Consider the following 15,249-nt stretch of genomic DNA (forward strand, 5'->3'; position numbering starts at 1 on the left):
CTAACCAATACGCAGTATAGATAAATACAGCAAGATACTTGCACTAATGATAATTGTAGGCCCGAATGGTATGGTTTGGGCTATTTCATTTACTAACGGCTTAGCACTTACACAACTTGGAGAATGACCCCCTTGGCTTATTTTCGGCAATACCCAATGAGCGAATGCATAATGTAACAGCCCTAAACAAGCCGCAAGCCCTATAAAATAAGGTAATAACCATACCCCTAACCATGCAGCACACGCTGCAATTAATTTTAAGTCCCCTCGCCCCATCTGTGGTTGTTTTTTAATTTTTTCCACGAGTGTAACGGTAATTAGCATCATAAAATAACTCAATATAACTGCATAGATAGCCGAAATGACATTGCCTTGGGGTAAGTTAATTTGATATAGCAAACCAGACCACAATAAAGGATAGGTTAGTACATCCGGTAAATAACCCATTTTATAATCAATAATAAATAACGGTGTTATTAAATTAATAAAAACCACTAAAAACAACATTACCCATAAACTATTAAATGACCCAATAATAATACAACCGAACACCCCATATAGAATAAGTAAAGTATGAAGTTTAATTGTTATTTTGTTTTTCCCAAAACACCAAACAGGGAGATAAATAAGTAACTTTTGAGTCATTAAAACGGATAAAAACAACACAACAAGAAATATAACATCTTGTTTGCATAGATGAAATCCAATTGACTCAATAAAAAAAAGCCTTTCATCCCCCTGCCAGGAAGATATCATATTTGTCATATTATCAATAAATGATTTAATATATGATAATAAAAAATAAAATAATTCCTTCATTTTATACTTCCTTCCATTACGGAGCCAAAATAAATATACTCGCTATTCTGGCTTATCCCAACACTTTAATTCCGTGTTATTTCGTCGGTTTATTCGACATTTTCAGGTTTTATTTTTTTGAGTAATTATTGATAAAATTGCCACCGCACAGACGTACTACAATTAGCATTTTTTTCGTTATAAACTAAGCGCTAGTGCTTGTGTTTAGAGATTCAATCCCCATATTCATCAAAGCTATCTTATTTATTAACCTAGTCTGTACTAAGGAAAAGCTATGCGCATCCCACGCATTTATCACCCAGAGCCTCTTAAAACGAATATGACAATTTCTCTTGGTGATGACGCCACAAACCATGTAGGGCGAGTACTACGCATGACTGCGGGGCAAAAACTCGAACTTTTTGATGGTAGCAATCAAACGTTTGATGCTGAAATTACTGAAGCGACTAAAAAGAATGTATATGTTCGCATTGTAGATAGCCGTATTGATGATAGAGAGTCCCCTCTCGATTTGCATTTAGGGCAAGTGATGTCCCGTGGAGAAAAGATGGAATTTACCATCCAAAAATCCGTAGAGTTAGGGGTAAATATCATTACACCACTGTTATCAGAGCGTTGCGGCGTTCGCTTAGAAGGTGAGAGGTTAGCGAAGAAATTACAACAATGGCAAAAAATTGCTATTGCGGCCTGTGAACAATGTGGGCGCAACCGTATCCCAGAAGTCCGCCCCGTACAAACACTTGAAGATTGGTGTGCAGAAGATGATGGCGCATTTAAAGTTAATCTTCATCCTAGGGCAACAGAAAGCATCAATACACTGCCAACTGAATTGAAAAAAGTCAGGTTGTTAATTGGCCCTGAAGGGGGGTTATCAGCCGATGAAATCGCAATGACAGCAAATTATCAATTTACCGATATACTGTTAGGGCCTAGAGTATTACGAACAGAAACGACTGCGCTAACCGCTATCACTGCACTGCAAGTGCGCTTAGGTGATCTGGGTTAAGGAGAAAAAATGATCAAGCTCGGTATAGTGATGGACCCAATTTCATCCATCAAAATCAAGAAAGACACCAGTTTTGCGATGATGTTGGAAGCTCAGCGTCGTGGTTACGAAATCCATTATATGGAAATGAATGACCTGTATTTACACCAAGGTGAGGCTAGAGCACAAACTAAAATAGTCACTGTCGAAGAAAACCCTGACAAATGGTATGAGTTTCATGGTGAGCAAGACATCGCACTTGGTTCACTTGATGCTATTTTAATGCGTAAAGATCCGCCTTTTGATACCGAATTTATTTACGCTACCTATATTTTAGAGAGAGCAGAACAAGCGGGCTCTTTAATTGTCAATAAACCGCAAAGTCTGCGTGACTGTAATGAAAAATTATTTACCGCTTGGTTCCCTGAGCTGACACCAGATACGTTAGTCACTCGTAGCCCACAAAAACTGAGAGAATTCCACCAGCAACATGGGGATGTTATTTTCAAACCTTTAGATGGCATGGGTGGCGCTTCCATTTTCCGTCTAAAACAAGATGACCCAAATGTTGGTGTCATTATTGAAACGCTAACCGAACATAGTTCCCGTTACTGTATGGCTCAGAACTTTTTACCATCAATTAAAGACGGTGATAAACGTGTATTAGTTGTCGATGGCGAACCTGTTCCATATTGCTTGGCACGTATCCCTGCACAAGGTGAGACTCGTGGTAACCTTGCCGCTGGTGGCCGAGGTGAAGCTCGTCCTCTTAGTGAAAGTGATTGGGCCATCGCACGGGCTGTCGCGCCAACGCTGAAAGAAAAAGGCTTAATTTTTGTTGGTCTTGATATTATTGGTGACCGTCTGACTGAGATTAACGTTACTAGCCCAACCTGTGCGCGTGAAATCGAAGCAGCATTCGATATTTCTATCACGGGTATGTTGATGGATGCGATTGAACGTCGCCTAAAAAAATAAGCCATAAATGGTTAAAAAGGCCTGTTTAGGTCTTTTTAACTGGTTGTTTTAAAGTTGTTATTAAATTCAATGGAGCCTTAGTTTGAATCTGCAAAACCATTTTCTTATCGCCATGCCATCCCTAACAGACCCTTATTTTGAACAGTCTGTTGTTTATGTGTGTGAGCACAATGAAAAAGGGGCGATGGGGATAGTAATTAATAAGCCTATTGATGATTTTTCCGTCGATACAATGCTCAAAAAACTTGAAATTACGATATCTGATAAAGTTAATAACCGTAACTTAGAAAGACCTGTAATTGCTGGTGGCCCTGTGGCAGAAGAACATGGGTTTATCTTACACACACCAATAACTGGTTTCTTATCTAGCCTACACTTAAATGAAGATGTCATGGTCACCACCTCCAAAGATATTTTAGAAACGCTTGGTGGTGAGGATTCCCCCGAGAACTCCCTCGTAGCACTCGGCTATTCAAGCTGGGAACCGGGTCAACTTGAACGAGAAATTATGGAAAATAGCTGGTTAACGGTGGAAGCTTCCCCTAAGCTCATTTTTGATACCCCTATTAATGAACGCTGGGCTGCTGCTGCAAAATTAATCGGTGTTAATATTCATACTATTTCAATGCAAGCGGGGCACGCTTAATGTCTGGAAGAACTTTGCTCGCCTTTGATTTTGGAACTAAAAGTATCGGTGTTGCTATTGGGCAAGAAATTACGGGCACTGCTCGACCATTGGCTTCTTTAAAAGCCAACGATGGTCGCCCTGATTGGCAACAAATCGAAAAATTACTTAAAGAGTGGCTTCCTCAATTGGTCATTGTCGGCCTGCCACTTAATATGGATGGAACCGAGCAACTCGTCACAAGCCAAGCTCGTAATTTTGCCAACCGCATTCATGGTCGCTTTGGTGTCAAAGTCGAATTGCATGATGAACGGCTATCCACTGTAGAAGCAAAAGCTGGTCTTTTTGAGCAAGGTGGTTACCGTGCATTAAGCAAAGGAAAAGTAGACTCGGCGTCTGCTGTTGTTATCCTTGAAAGCTGGTTTGAGCAAAACTAAGTGGGGCTCCCTTACTGAGAGCCCACTAAAAGTAGAGGACTAACTGCCCCCTAAGATAGTCTTTAATATCACTGGGCTATTTTTATTTGGTAAGTTACTGATTTTGTATCTTGGCTTTTTACTTGCAAAGGATACTCAGTTCCCCATAAAAATGTTGCTGATTTATCTGTATTATGGGGTAATATCAAATTCATTTCTAATGGTATATCCGACACTATACGGTAATTATTTTTCGGCTGTGGGTATTCATGGTGCGCCGAAATATAACCCGTAAATATATCAATATTTCTTTCATTACCAATATCTAAGTAAGGAGCATCTTTGTGCTTTTGAAAGTACGGTGCGTACTTACTCGCAACAATAATAAATGAGTCTGTATCGACCACTTCTTTATTGTTATAGCGAATATTCGAAATTCTCCCTACCGTAGCCCCTTCATTTTTCTTACCGTATAAATCATATAACGGTAATTTGCTAATATTTACATCATAGGTTAGCCCCATAATTGGGTAAAATAAAAAGCTATGAGCATTAGTATTAATTAATGGTGTAGACTCATCTATTGGCATATTATAAATATTTGAGCTCATTTCCAACCATTCGATTAATTGTTGCTTGTTTACCTTTAATGCAGATAAAGAAGCGGGATAAAAAATCTTGTTTAAATCCCTATTGGTTATTTTCCTGTCTTGTATGTCAACAAAAAAACTTGCATCATTTAATGAATAAGATGGTGAAATAGAAATTAACACCTTATCGCTTTCACTCGTAAAATTTCGCATATAATAACGAAGGGAGTCCGCAAGTACAGTTGTTAGGCTTTCATTTCCAATCAGATTAAAATTATTATTGATTTTAAATTTGTCTTGGCTTACTTCTTTGTCTAAGTCACTTTTTAAGTCTTGTTCTGTATCATTTATGCACAACGATATTTTCTCAATAGTACTCTCTTTAGCAACAGAATTTTTTCTATCGACTTGATATCCTTTACTACTTTTTATATCCCACTTATCATTATTCTTTTCTAGAACAAATTTAATAGCGGATAGTGACTCCCCCCACTTACCCGGTTGAGCCGCTGGCTTGCCAAACATTTTCCCATCCTTAACATTAATATTTTCATTAGCTGTTATTTTTTCAGAAGGAAAAACTTCATGAGTATGACCAAATAAAATACCGTCTATATTCGGATTTTTTGCAAGATAAAATGCGACATTTTCCATACCATGTTCAACTTGTGATACATCAATACCTGAATGAGATAAGGCAATAACCAAGTCAGCCCCATCTTTTTTCGCCTGAATAGCAGTACTATTTGCAGCATCTAGCATATCAGTAAATGTAATCTCACTTTCAAGTTTGCTTTTATTAAAAAGCATTGTTTGCATAGGAACTAACCCTAAATATGCGATTTTCAGTAAATGCTTATTACCCGCGTCATCTAAAACCTCTTTTTCCTGAATAATATACTCAGGATAAAGGCTTTTTTGTGACGTATTATCAATAACATTACTTAAAACTACTGGAAAGTTCGCTCCAGAATAAGACCATTTCAAAAACTCAGCACCATTATCAAAATCATGATTACCAGGGGTTGCTACATCATAATTAAGTGCATTTAAACTACAGATAACAGGAGATATACGATAATAGCTTTCATTTTGGTTATAGCGTTTAATAATATGATTCCCTAATGGGTTGCCAGATAATAAATCACCAACATCAACTAAATAGGTGTTTTTATTATCATGCCTAAAATTTTCAATCGCACCAACTAGCGATTTCAAACCATATTTTTCACTTTTTAGATTATTAAAATAATCCTCATCACTTATGAAAGAGTGAATATCAGACGTACCAAGGATATTAATTTCCACTAGGTTATCAGCATAAGACAATGGGATGATAATACTTAAAAGTAATGCAACAGAAAATTTATTCTTCATATTAGTCACTCAAAGTTAATTCCTACAAAAAGCGCTAATCACACCAGCTTCTTATAAGACAATATACTCTTAATAATTCAATATACATGTAGGCAATAAGCAAAGTTAGACCTGGAGCTTAGATAAGCTAAACGACTCAGCAAACTCAGTATAATCAACACAATGTAACTTGAAGTATGTACAAGTAGCTTAATGCGTTATCCAGTTATCACACGCAAGTTGTGCTACTTTCATTTCTATATCAAAAGGAACAGGTTGCGGAATATTTTTTAATGCTTTGCTATCTAAAGCAATTTTTTCTAAACTTAATGTTTGTAAAGCGAGGCCTAAATCCATAACTTCAATAGGATTACCATTTCCTGCAGACAAATTAACAAGGTTTGCATCCGACATTAGGAATATATTTTTACCCGTTTTCAATTGGTATTTATTAATTTTAGGTATGACCTCTTCACTATTATTACTTAAATTCTTCAATGCATTCACATCAATTTCACGTTGGAAATGCCCCGCATTAGCCACAAGCACATTATTTTTCATTGCAGAAAAATGTTCTGTAGTAAGTATATTATCTCGCCCAACGACACTCACAACAAAGTCGGCATCCTGTAACGTACTGATTAATTCAGCAGTTTGAAAACCTTCTAAATGAGCTTCTAATCGAGTAAGCGGATTTGTATCTACTACCGTAACATGTGCCCCCATTCCCCTAAAACGCTGTGCCACACCAGAGCCACAATAACCATATCCAATCACCACTACTTTTTTACCGTGTATCATTACATTAGTTGCATGAGCAATACTTTCCACAACAGATGAGCCAACACCATATCGATTCTCTATAATTCTTTTAGACTGAGTATCATTAATAATTAATGTTGGCCAAAGCTGAGATGTGAAATCTTCCCTTAACCTATTTGCTCCTGTGGTTGTTTCTTCCGTCGCACCAATAATTACTTTTTGTAATGCCTTAAATTTAGGATCGGTAAGAACCAGCTCATGTAAATCTGCACCATTATCGGCGATGATATCCGGCTTCATTTCCAAGACATTTTTGCAATAGGCTATATGGTCTTCAAAAGATTCATCTCTCCTCGAAAAAACACTCACATTCATATATTTTACTAATGCTGCCGCTGTTTCATCTTGTGTAGAACCAGGAGAACCTGTAATAGCAATTTTTGCGCCACCTTTTGTCAAGGCTTCAAGCCATACCCCTGTTTTTGCTTCAACATGTAAACAAATACCAATTGTCAGACCTTTAAATGGTTGTTCTTTTTCAAGTCTTTCAATTAAACTTTGCATAATAGGCATATGTGCTTTGGCCCAATTAATACGTTTTATTCCTTTATCTGCTAAATTAATATCAGCAATAGAGTATTGATGAGTATCTAACATAATATATACCTCAATATTTTTACATTTTTATGAATAAGCATGCTGTTTTTTTCTATTTGAAAAAAACATGTACAGTACATAAATAAATGTGAATGTAATCGTATAGCTAGTGAATACAATCCAAAACATTTTCCAATCTACAACCCCATTTATCGTATTAAGATCTAATACCCAGCCACTCAATATGGCACCTAAGAAAGTACCAAATCCATTAACTAAAGTAGTAAATACGCCTTGTGCTGTAGAACGAAATTCAGGTGCTATTTCTTTTTCCAAGAATAAAGAACCCGAAATATTAAAGAAATCAAAGGCGCAACCATATACTAACATTGAAAGGAATAATGCTATTGTTCCTATATAGGTAAAATCACCATATGCAAATAACCCGAAGCGTAAAATCCAAGCTATCATGCTCAACAATAAAACTTTTTCTATCTTGATATACTTTAATAAAAAAGGAAGTAACAATATAAAAATCACTTCTGAGAATTGCGATATTGATAAAAAAATTGTCGGGTAGGTTGAAAAAATAGAGTTTTGAGCCTCTGGTGCGGCAGCCAGATCCTGCAAAAAGGGTACACCGAGAGTATTCGTGATTTGTAAAACAGCCCCTAGCAGCATAGAAAAAAACAAGAAAACAACGACTTGAGATTTCCTAAATAAGACAGCCAAATCACTAAATTTAAATGAATGAGGATCACATTCCAAATTATGGTTATCTTTATTTACCGATATAAAAATAACAGAATAAAGGCTTAAAGCCACGGAAGCTATTGCTGCTATATACAATTGATAATAACTCATTTCTAACTTTAATAAGCTAATAATCCACATTGCAGCTATAAAACCAACAGTTCCATACACCCTGATTTTTGGGAAATAATTTTCTGATTTTAATTTTTCCCTATCCAGTATTTCAAAAATTATACTATTACAGATTGACATTGTTGGCATATAAAAAATCAGATGAACTAATGTCATGGCGAAAAGCAAACTAACCGAAGTACTATGTGCCATTGCAATCAAAAAAAACGCCGATATTAAATGAATGGTAACATAGACGAATTTTCTATTATTAATTTTATCTGCAATTAGCCCCATTAAAATAGGTGAGCATAGTGATGCAATGCCTAAAGAACTAAAGACTAACCCAACATCTCCACCTGTAAAGTGGAGTGTATTAAACATATATGAAGCAAATGTAACTAGCCAAGAGCCCCATATAAAAAACTGCATAAACGAGACTATTTTTAATCGAGTAATTGTGCTCATAATAATTTATTTACCTCACTCAATATTACGTAAACACGTTTATATACAATGTACATTCGGTATGGCTAATAAAAACATTGATTCTACTACTGAGCATTTTCCTCTAAGGCATTTCTTGGTTTTAATTAATGTACTGGGTATTAAACAAGAATAAAGTGATATACTTCACAGCAAGTAATACGTATGACTCGACATGGATCACATAAAAACATAAAGCTTGCAAATTAATAAGCCCAAACAAAATTTATCATTTAGTATGAGCGTATTAGATCATTTTTAATTCGTTTAGAATAACGCGTCCATCTGTTTATAAAGTATTTTTTATGTTTTCACTCTTGATATGGAGAAAAAATGTCTACTGTTAACAGTAAAGATGTCGCCCGTTTAGCTAACGTCTCACAGTCGGCTGTATCTCTTGTATTTAGTGGTCGTTACCAAGGCCGAGTATCTGAAAAAACCCGTGAAAAAATCCTCTGTGTGGCAAAAGAGCTAGGCTATCAGCCTAATATCAATGCGCAAATTTTACGTAGTGGAAATTCACGTACCGTTGCATTTATTGTCCCCGATATTCAACAACCCTATTTCGGAAAAGTCGTTCATGCTGCAGAGCTTTCAGCAACCAAATCCGGGTATTCTTTAATTCTTTTAGATAGTTATGCCAACAAACAATGGTCTGAACATTTATTTTCATTATTTCAAAGTAAACTAATTAGTGGCTGCATTATTTATTCATGTGAAAAAAAACATATCGAATTATTAGAAAATTACCGAGATAAGCTGATATTCATAGAGTCTGATGATGAAAAAAATAATGACATTCTTTTAGATATTGATAAAACGATCAAATCTGCGTTCTCTATTACGCATAAAATGAAACGGTTTAAGGTTGGTTTTTTTAGATCTGATATCCCAAGGCAACATTTTCTAAATCGCCATAAATTATTTAACAATGAATTCGAGTCATTAAACTATGTAGAAAAATCTAAATGTGTCATTTACTCATCCTTTAACCTTGCTGAAGCAACCCAAAATGCAGCATCTTTACTTCAGCAAAAACCCAATATTGTATTTTGCGATGATGACTTATTAGCTGGTGCGCTTTATCGAGCAGCAAAGCAGCTTAACATCACGATTCCTAAAGATGTTGCCGTGATCGGATTCAATGATACTGACCTTTGCAATTATTTAAACCCCGAACTGTCTACGGTTAAAATACCCACTCAGTATATAGGCGAATTAGCGATAAAAATGCTTTTAGATAAAATTTCTGACCGGAAAGAACCAATAAAACAAGAAGTTATTAAATTGGAAATCATTACAAGGGGTTCAACACAGTTTTGATTATCGAGTTCGGGTTGCCGTTATCTTTTACTGCTGTCACTAGTGTGCCTATTTTGTCAGCATCACCGTCTGTTATGAATCAATCGGCCTTTTGCTATTATCTGGGAAAGCAGATTTAAGGACACTGTTAGAAAATGCTTTTTTATCAAGCTTAACCAGTATTTTTTTGAATTCCCCCTATGCAAAGGTGCCGTTCTGACGCGATTTGCTTTACACTATGGTCAATAACCGCAATTCATCTACTTGGTAAATAGACCTGTATGTGAATACACCAATATTGAATTAAACTATATTGAATAAAACAATGACCATTCAAAATAATATCTCTGATGTCACAGCACGTATTGATCTTGCCGCCGCAGAGTGCCAACGCTCACCACAAGACATTACGCTGCTTGCTGTAAGTAAAACCAAACCTTGTGAAGCTATTTCAGAAGCCATTGAGGCTGGTCTTTTCCAATTTGGTGAAAATTATGTTCAAGAAGGTGTTGAAAAAATTCAATATTTTTCAAATAGGAATGACCTTGTTTGGCATTTTATCGGCCCATTACAATCCAATAAAAGCCGCCTAGTTGCCGAACACTTTGATTGGTTTCACACCCTTGACAGGGCAAAAATCGCTCAACGATTGAACGACCAACGTCCTAGCGATAAAGCCCCTTTAAATGTTCTCATCCAAATCAATATTAGTGATGAGAATAGTAAATCGGGGATCACCTTAGCGGAATTAAACGAACTAGCCGCCCAAGTCGCCACTATGCCTAATCTGGTATTACGTGGTTTGATGACAATCCCTGCCCCCGAAACAGATTACGAACGCCAGTGTGCCACATTTCGCAAGATGGATGCTGCATTTAAGCAATTACAAACAAATTACGCTACCGTCGATACACTTTCTATGGGTATGACTGATGACATGCGCGCAGCAATTCATTGCGGCTCTACTTTGGTACGTATAGGAACCGCTATTTTTGGCGCTCGCCAGTATCACCAATAAATAAGGAGAACAGAATGCAACATCGTAAAATTGCCTTCATCGGTGCCGGAAATATGGCTCAAGCCATTATTACAGGTTTGGTTAACCACGGTTACCCTGCATCCATGATCACGGTTTGTTCTCCAACCCCTGTACGCCGTGACAAACTCGCCGAACAGTACGGTATAATCAGTCGCCATGACAACCTAGCCGCAGTGCAAGCCGCCGATGTGATTATGCTCGCAGTCAAACCACAAATGATGAAAGAGGTCTGTGAGCCACTGCAACAAGTTACCAATTTTGACCAAAAATTAGTCCTCACCATTGCTGCGGGCATCCCTGCTGAACGCTATAACGAATACCTCGCACACCCGCTTAATTTAGTGCGCATTATGCCAAATACGCCATCATTAGTGGGTAAAGGCGTTAGTGGGTTGTTTGCTCAAGGGCAAGTATCAGAGCAAGACAAAAAATTCGCACAAGAACTCATGCAAAGCGTTGGGACAACAATTTGGTGCCAAAAAGAGCAAGAGATCAATAATATTATTGCGATTACAGGCAGTTCCCCTGCTTATTTCTTCTTATTTATGGAAGCAATGCAGCAAAAAGCGCAACAACTCGGTTATGATAGTGTGCAAGCCCGTGAATTAGTCCTCAATGCCATAGAAGGCTCTGTGGAACTAGCTAAATCACAAAGTGATACAGCCTTTTCAACATTACGTGAACAGGTCACCTCTAAAGGCGGTACTACCGCGATGGCTTTAGAACAATTTTATAATGGAAATCTTCCGCAAACTGTTGCCAATGCAATGCAAAGTGCAATTGACAGAGCCGAAGAGATGGAAAAACTTTTTTAATTTAATCGCGGAATTTGCCATGAAGACTATCGTTTTTGTTGTCACTACTCTGATCCAGCTGTACATTTTTGTTTTACTACTGCGTGTTTGGATGCAATGTGTACGTGCCGATTTTTATAACCCATTTTCAAAATTTGTCGTTAAGGCAACTCAACCCATTGTTGGGCCATTACGTCGAGTGATCCCCGCTATTGGCTCAGTCGATACCGCTTCAGTTGTTGTCGCTTTTGTGCTGGCATTAGCTGCAATTATTTTCGGTATGTGGGCAACTAATTTACTGCCAATTTTAGGTGTTACGATCCTACCTATGGGGGTTATTTTATTATTAACCTACGCAGGTAAATTGATTTTCTGGATGATTTTAATCCGCGCTATTTTAAGCTGGGTCAGCCAAGGCCGTAACCCTGTTGACTATTTATTGTACCAATTAACAGAACCATTAATGGCACCAATCCGTCGTATTATTCCAGCAATGGGCGGGTTAGACTTCTCAGCCATGATTGTGATGTTTATCTTGATTGCGCTTAACTATTTGCGTGTAGATATTTCCTTATGGATTGACCCATCACTCACAGCAATGATGTATTCCATTGGTATTATGTAAAAATGAGTTCTAAATGATGCAAAAAGTTGTTTTAGCCACCGGCAATCCGGGAAAAGTGAATGAGTTAGCCGACTTACTCCGTGATTTTGGTATGGATATTGTCGCGCAAACTTCATTAGGTGTTGAATCTGCTGAAGAAACAGGTTTAACCTTCATTGAAAATGCTATCCTGAAAGCCCGACATGCTGCGGCGCAAACGGGCTTACCCGCAATTGCCGATGATTCAGGGATCTCTGTTGATGCACTGGGAGGAGCTCCGGGTATCTACTCCGCACGTTATGCGGGGGAAGAGGCGAATGATGAGCAAAACCTTATAAAATTACTTAATGCAATGGAACATGTGCCTGATGGCCAACGTCAGGCACAATTTAACTGTGTTTTAGTGTATTTACGCCATGCAGAAGACCCGACCCCCTTAGTATTCCACGGTCGTTGGCAAGGCATTATTACTCGTGAACGTAAAGGCCAAGGGGGTTTTGGTTATGACCCTATTTTCTATATTCCTGAATTGGGTTGTACTTCAGCGGAGTTAACTAAAGCAGAAAAACAAGCCATTTCACATCGCGGTAAAGCCCTAACAATGATGTTGGAAGCATTAAAAAATGCTTAAACAACCACCATTGAGTTTATATGTTCATATTCCTTGGTGTGTGCAAAAGTGCCCATATTGTGATTTCAATTCACACACCCTCAAAGGGGAAATTCCCCAAATGGAATATGTTGAGCACCTATTGGCAGACCTTGATATTGATGCGCAATTAATTGGTGAACGCCCTGTCAAAACTATTTTTATTGGTGGGGGAACCCCGAGTCTGTTAACTGCCGAGTCCATGCAAGCCTTGATGGATGGTATTCGCCAACGTATCCAGTTAGATGTACAAGCTGAGGTTACCATGGAAGCTAACCCCGGAACGGTAGAGGCAGACCGTTTCGCTGGCTATCAAGCTGCGGGGATCAACCGAATTTCCATTGGTGTGCAAAGCTTTGGTAATGATAAATTAATAACATTAGGCCGCATTCATGGCGCTGATGAAGCAAAGCGTGCCGCTCAATTAGCGACAAATTTAAATTTGAGAAGCTTTAACCTCGATTTAATGCACGGCCTCCCATCTCAAACTCGCAATGAAGGTTTATCTGATTTACGTCAAGCTATTGAGCTTGCCCCACCGCATTTGTCTTGGTATCAGTTGACCATTGAACCTAACACTCAATTTGGGTCACGCCCTCCCACGTTACCTGACGACGATACTCTGTGGGATATCTATACAGAAGGTCATAAATTATTGAGTGCAGCTGGTTATCAGCAATACGAAACGTCAGCTTATGCCAAACCGGGTTATCAATGCGAGCACAATCTTAATTATTGGCGATTCGGTGATTACCTTGGTATTGGCTGTGGAGCACACGGTAAAATCACGTTTGAAGATGGAAGAATTTTACGTACAGTAAAAACCAAGCACCCTCGTGGCTATATGGAAGGTCGTTACATTCATCAATCCTATGATGTTGACACCAAAGATAGGCCATTTGAATATTTTATGAACCGTCTCCGCTTACTTGAAGCAATGCCTCGTGATGAATTTACCCAATATACTGGGTTACCCGAATCAACAGTTAGACCAGCTATTGATGAAGCATTAACAAAGGGTTATATCACTGAGACGGATAACGAATGGCAAATTACAGAACATGGAAAACTGTTTCTCAACTCGTTGTTAGAATTGTTTTTAGATGAGGAATGATTTTTAAGCAAAAAATCGTTTGTTAAGCGAAGGTATATTTTCTCGTTCATTGAAAGCCCGCATCAACACCTGATGCGGGCTTTTTATTTAGAGATAAAAAAGAAATAAACGACAATAACAATGAGGATAGTAAATATTACCGTAGCCAATAAGACAACGGCAGATATTAATTACAGGGCATTAACGACAGCATTCACTTGTTCAGTTAAGCTGACTAAGCCACCACCTGACAAGTACCACAAGTCAGATTGTAAATAGGTAATCTTGCCATCTTTATAAGCTTTCGTTTCTTGAATGTTTGTATCTTCAAAAACGGTTTTATCTAATTTGCCTGCGCCAATCGCTTCACTACGGTCAATAATCAGGATCACATCAGGATTGGCTTGTGCGATGGCTTTGCTATCGACCACACGGCGTTTAGACTTATCGGCATTTTCATCAATAGGTAATTCAGCACGCTGTGCTTTCACTACGTTATAGACAACAGCTTGGTTATTTGGGATCAGCTTGCCATCATTATGCATTAACACTAATACTTTTTTATTTGAATCAGCGGCTTTTTTCTGAGCATCTGCAATGGTTTTATCTAATTCGACCAGTTGTTCATCAACTGATTTTTGATTGCCATACAATTCACCAATTACCCCAAGATTTGCCTTTACTGATTCCATATAATGTTTACTATCGGAGCCTAGGTTGATCGTTGGTGCAATATTTGATAGCGCCTCATAAGATTTGCCTTGGCGGCCCGTGATCACAATAAGATCAGGTTTTAACAGTGCAATTTTTGCTAAATCGGGCTGTTTCATCCCACCTGCATTTTCCATTGACGCTGGAATATTGCCTTTAACATAAGCAGGTGCATTTGCTGTTGGTAACGCAACGACTTTATCACCTAGGCCTAGTTTTTGCATTGAGTCATAAACACCGAAATCAAATAAAACCACCTTTTGTGGTTTTTTGGCCACCTCAGTTTCACCTGAAAGATGTTTAATCGTGACTTTTTCAGCACCTTGCGCTGTCACCACATTGGGTGTGAAAGCAGCCGGTTCCGCGCTAAAAGCCAAAGGAGCAGAGAATGACAATACAGAAACAAGTACTGCAGGAATGAACTTTTTCATTTAAACGATCCCAATTTAGTCATTAAGCCAAACCCGCATTGTAAAGAGAGTGACTTAGATGTCAACTAAATAAGAATCAATTTCATTTTCATTACCATTAATGATGCGAATATCACATTTATAATGAGAAGTTACAGAGAATGAAATA

At 37.9% G+C, this 15,249-nt stretch carries 15 protein-coding genes; 10 read left to right on the forward strand and 5 right to left on the reverse strand.

Translation table 11 applies throughout. From position 1 onward, the window contains the following. Positions 1-819 (reverse strand): prepilin peptidase, encoded by an 819-nt coding sequence (locus ACPEH5_RS05785; RefSeq protein WP_226619186.1) that lies wholly within the window; start codon positions 817-819, stop codon positions 1-3. Between the two features lie 274 nt (positions 820-1,093). Between ACPEH5_RS05785 and rsmE the strand changes: the two genes are divergently transcribed. From rsmE to ruvX, 4 genes are all read left to right on the forward strand, one after another. Then, positions 1,094-1,825, forward strand: coding sequence for a 16S rRNA (uracil(1498)-N(3))-methyltransferase (rsmE, locus tag ACPEH5_RS05790; RefSeq protein ID WP_042848719.1), 732 nt, complete (start codon positions 1,094-1,096; stop codon positions 1,823-1,825). A 9-nt stretch (positions 1,826-1,834) separates the two neighbouring features. After that, positions 1,835-2,782, forward strand: a complete 948-nt coding sequence (gene gshB, locus ACPEH5_RS05795) for a glutathione synthase (RefSeq protein ID WP_166685463.1) — start codon at positions 1,835-1,837, stop codon at positions 2,780-2,782. 82 nt (positions 2,783-2,864) lie between these two features. Continuing rightward, positions 2,865-3,428: a YqgE/AlgH family protein gene (locus tag ACPEH5_RS05800; protein WP_042848721.1), complete on the forward strand. Its 564-nt coding sequence runs from the start codon at positions 2,865-2,867 to the stop codon at positions 3,426-3,428. Then, on the forward strand, positions 3,428-3,844 hold the full coding sequence (ruvX, locus tag ACPEH5_RS05805) for a Holliday junction resolvase RuvX (protein WP_042848722.1): 417 nt from the start codon (positions 3,428-3,430) through the stop codon (positions 3,842-3,844). The genes ACPEH5_RS05800 and ruvX overlap by 1 nt, the downstream gene beginning before the upstream one ends. A gap of 68 nt (positions 3,845-3,912) precedes the next feature. Here the strand turns inward: ruvX and ACPEH5_RS05810 are convergent, their stop codons facing one another. From ACPEH5_RS05810 to ACPEH5_RS05820, 3 genes are all read right to left on the reverse strand, one after another. Next, complete coding sequence (locus tag ACPEH5_RS05810; RefSeq protein ID WP_166687057.1) at positions 3,913-5,790, reverse strand: metallophosphoesterase; 1,878 nt, start codon at positions 5,788-5,790, stop codon at positions 3,913-3,915. Positions 5,791-5,979: 189 nt separating this feature from the next. Next, positions 5,980-7,188 (reverse strand): adenosylhomocysteinase, encoded by a 1,209-nt coding sequence (locus ACPEH5_RS05815; protein WP_071547812.1) that lies wholly within the window; start codon positions 7,186-7,188, stop codon positions 5,980-5,982. A gap of 27 nt (positions 7,189-7,215) precedes the next feature. Next, positions 7,216-8,460 (reverse strand): MFS transporter, encoded by a 1,245-nt coding sequence (locus tag ACPEH5_RS05820; protein WP_281110682.1) that lies wholly within the window; start codon positions 8,458-8,460, stop codon positions 7,216-7,218. 351 nt (positions 8,461-8,811) lie between these two features. On the opposite strand from ACPEH5_RS05820, the gene ACPEH5_RS05825 reads away from it, so the two are divergent. The 6 genes from ACPEH5_RS05825 to hemW all read left to right on the forward strand — a co-directional run bounded on the left by ACPEH5_RS05825 (position 8,812) and on the right by hemW (position 13,980). Then, the gene (locus tag ACPEH5_RS05825) at positions 8,812-9,801 is read left to right on the forward strand and encodes a LacI family DNA-binding transcriptional regulator (protein WP_042848727.1); all 990 of its coding nucleotides are present in this window, start codon (positions 8,812-8,814) and stop codon (positions 9,799-9,801) included. 304 nt (positions 9,802-10,105) lie between these two features. Then, complete coding sequence (locus tag ACPEH5_RS05830; protein WP_048608256.1) at positions 10,106-10,798, forward strand: YggS family pyridoxal phosphate-dependent enzyme; 693 nt, start codon at positions 10,106-10,108, stop codon at positions 10,796-10,798. Positions 10,799-10,812: 14 nt separating this feature from the next. Beyond that, on the forward strand, positions 10,813-11,634 hold the full coding sequence (gene proC, locus ACPEH5_RS05835; RefSeq protein ID WP_042848729.1) for a pyrroline-5-carboxylate reductase: 822 nt from the start codon (positions 10,813-10,815) through the stop codon (positions 11,632-11,634). A 19-nt stretch (positions 11,635-11,653) separates the two neighbouring features. After that, complete coding sequence (locus ACPEH5_RS05840; RefSeq protein ID WP_042848730.1) at positions 11,654-12,238, forward strand: YggT family protein; 585 nt, start codon at positions 11,654-11,656, stop codon at positions 12,236-12,238. 16 nt (positions 12,239-12,254) lie between these two features. Further along, positions 12,255-12,848 carry an RdgB/HAM1 family non-canonical purine NTP pyrophosphatase gene (rdgB, locus tag ACPEH5_RS05845; protein WP_042848750.1) on the forward strand — a complete coding sequence of 198 codons (594 nt, stop codon included), beginning with the start codon at positions 12,255-12,257 and terminating at the stop codon, positions 12,846-12,848. Continuing rightward, the gene (gene hemW / locus ACPEH5_RS05850) at positions 12,841-13,980 is read left to right on the forward strand and encodes a radical SAM family heme chaperone HemW (RefSeq protein WP_042848731.1); all 1,140 of its coding nucleotides are present in this window, start codon (positions 12,841-12,843) and stop codon (positions 13,978-13,980) included. The genes rdgB and hemW overlap by 8 nt, the downstream gene beginning before the upstream one ends. A gap of 170 nt (positions 13,981-14,150) precedes the next feature. Here hemW and ACPEH5_RS05855 read toward each other — a convergent pair whose 3' ends face one another. After that, complete coding sequence (locus ACPEH5_RS05855) at positions 14,151-15,101, reverse strand: siderophore ABC transporter substrate-binding protein (RefSeq protein ID WP_042848732.1); 951 nt, start codon at positions 15,099-15,101, stop codon at positions 14,151-14,153. Positions 15,102-15,249: the final 148 nt, after the last annotated feature.

Source organism: Providencia sp. NPDC089933 (assembly GCF_049545585.1).
Lineage (GTDB): Bacteria > Pseudomonadota > Gammaproteobacteria > Enterobacterales > Enterobacteriaceae > Providencia > Providencia huashanensis.

What these genes read in the sequence shown, in the direction of transcription:
- ACPEH5_RS05785 (WP_226619186.1), bottom strand. Translation starts at nt 819, where the DNA reads ATGAAGGAATTATTTTATTTTTTATTATCATATATTAAATCATTTATT.
- rsmE (WP_042848719.1), top strand. Translation starts at nt 1,094, where the DNA reads ATGCGCATCCCACGCATTTATCACCCAGAGCCTCTTAAAACGAATATG.
- gshB (WP_166685463.1), top strand. Translation starts at nt 1,835, where the DNA reads ATGATCAAGCTCGGTATAGTGATGGACCCAATTTCATCCATCAAAATC.
- ruvX (WP_042848722.1), top strand. Translation starts at nt 3,428, where the DNA reads ATGTCTGGAAGAACTTTGCTCGCCTTTGATTTTGGAACTAAAAGTATC.
- ACPEH5_RS05810 (WP_166687057.1), bottom strand. Translation starts at nt 5,790, where the DNA reads ATGAAGAATAAATTTTCTGTTGCATTACTTTTAAGTATTATCATCCCA.
- ACPEH5_RS05815 (WP_071547812.1), bottom strand. Translation starts at nt 7,188, where the DNA reads ATGTTAGATACTCATCAATACTCTATTGCTGATATTAATTTAGCAGAT.
- ACPEH5_RS05820 (WP_281110682.1), bottom strand. Translation starts at nt 8,460, where the DNA reads ATGAGCACAATTACTCGATTAAAAATAGTCTCGTTTATGCAGTTTTTT.
- ACPEH5_RS05825 (WP_042848727.1), top strand. Translation starts at nt 8,812, where the DNA reads ATGTCTACTGTTAACAGTAAAGATGTCGCCCGTTTAGCTAACGTCTCA.
- ACPEH5_RS05830 (WP_048608256.1), top strand. Translation starts at nt 10,106, where the DNA reads ATGACCATTCAAAATAATATCTCTGATGTCACAGCACGTATTGATCTT.
- proC (WP_042848729.1), top strand. Translation starts at nt 10,813, where the DNA reads ATGCAACATCGTAAAATTGCCTTCATCGGTGCCGGAAATATGGCTCAA.
- ACPEH5_RS05840 (WP_042848730.1), top strand. Translation starts at nt 11,654, where the DNA reads ATGAAGACTATCGTTTTTGTTGTCACTACTCTGATCCAGCTGTACATT.
- rdgB (WP_042848750.1), top strand. Translation starts at nt 12,255, where the DNA reads ATGCAAAAAGTTGTTTTAGCCACCGGCAATCCGGGAAAAGTGAATGAG.
- hemW (WP_042848731.1), top strand. Translation starts at nt 12,841, where the DNA reads ATGCTTAAACAACCACCATTGAGTTTATATGTTCATATTCCTTGGTGT.
- ACPEH5_RS05855 (WP_042848732.1), bottom strand. Translation starts at nt 15,101, where the DNA reads ATGAAAAAGTTCATTCCTGCAGTACTTGTTTCTGTATTGTCATTCTCT.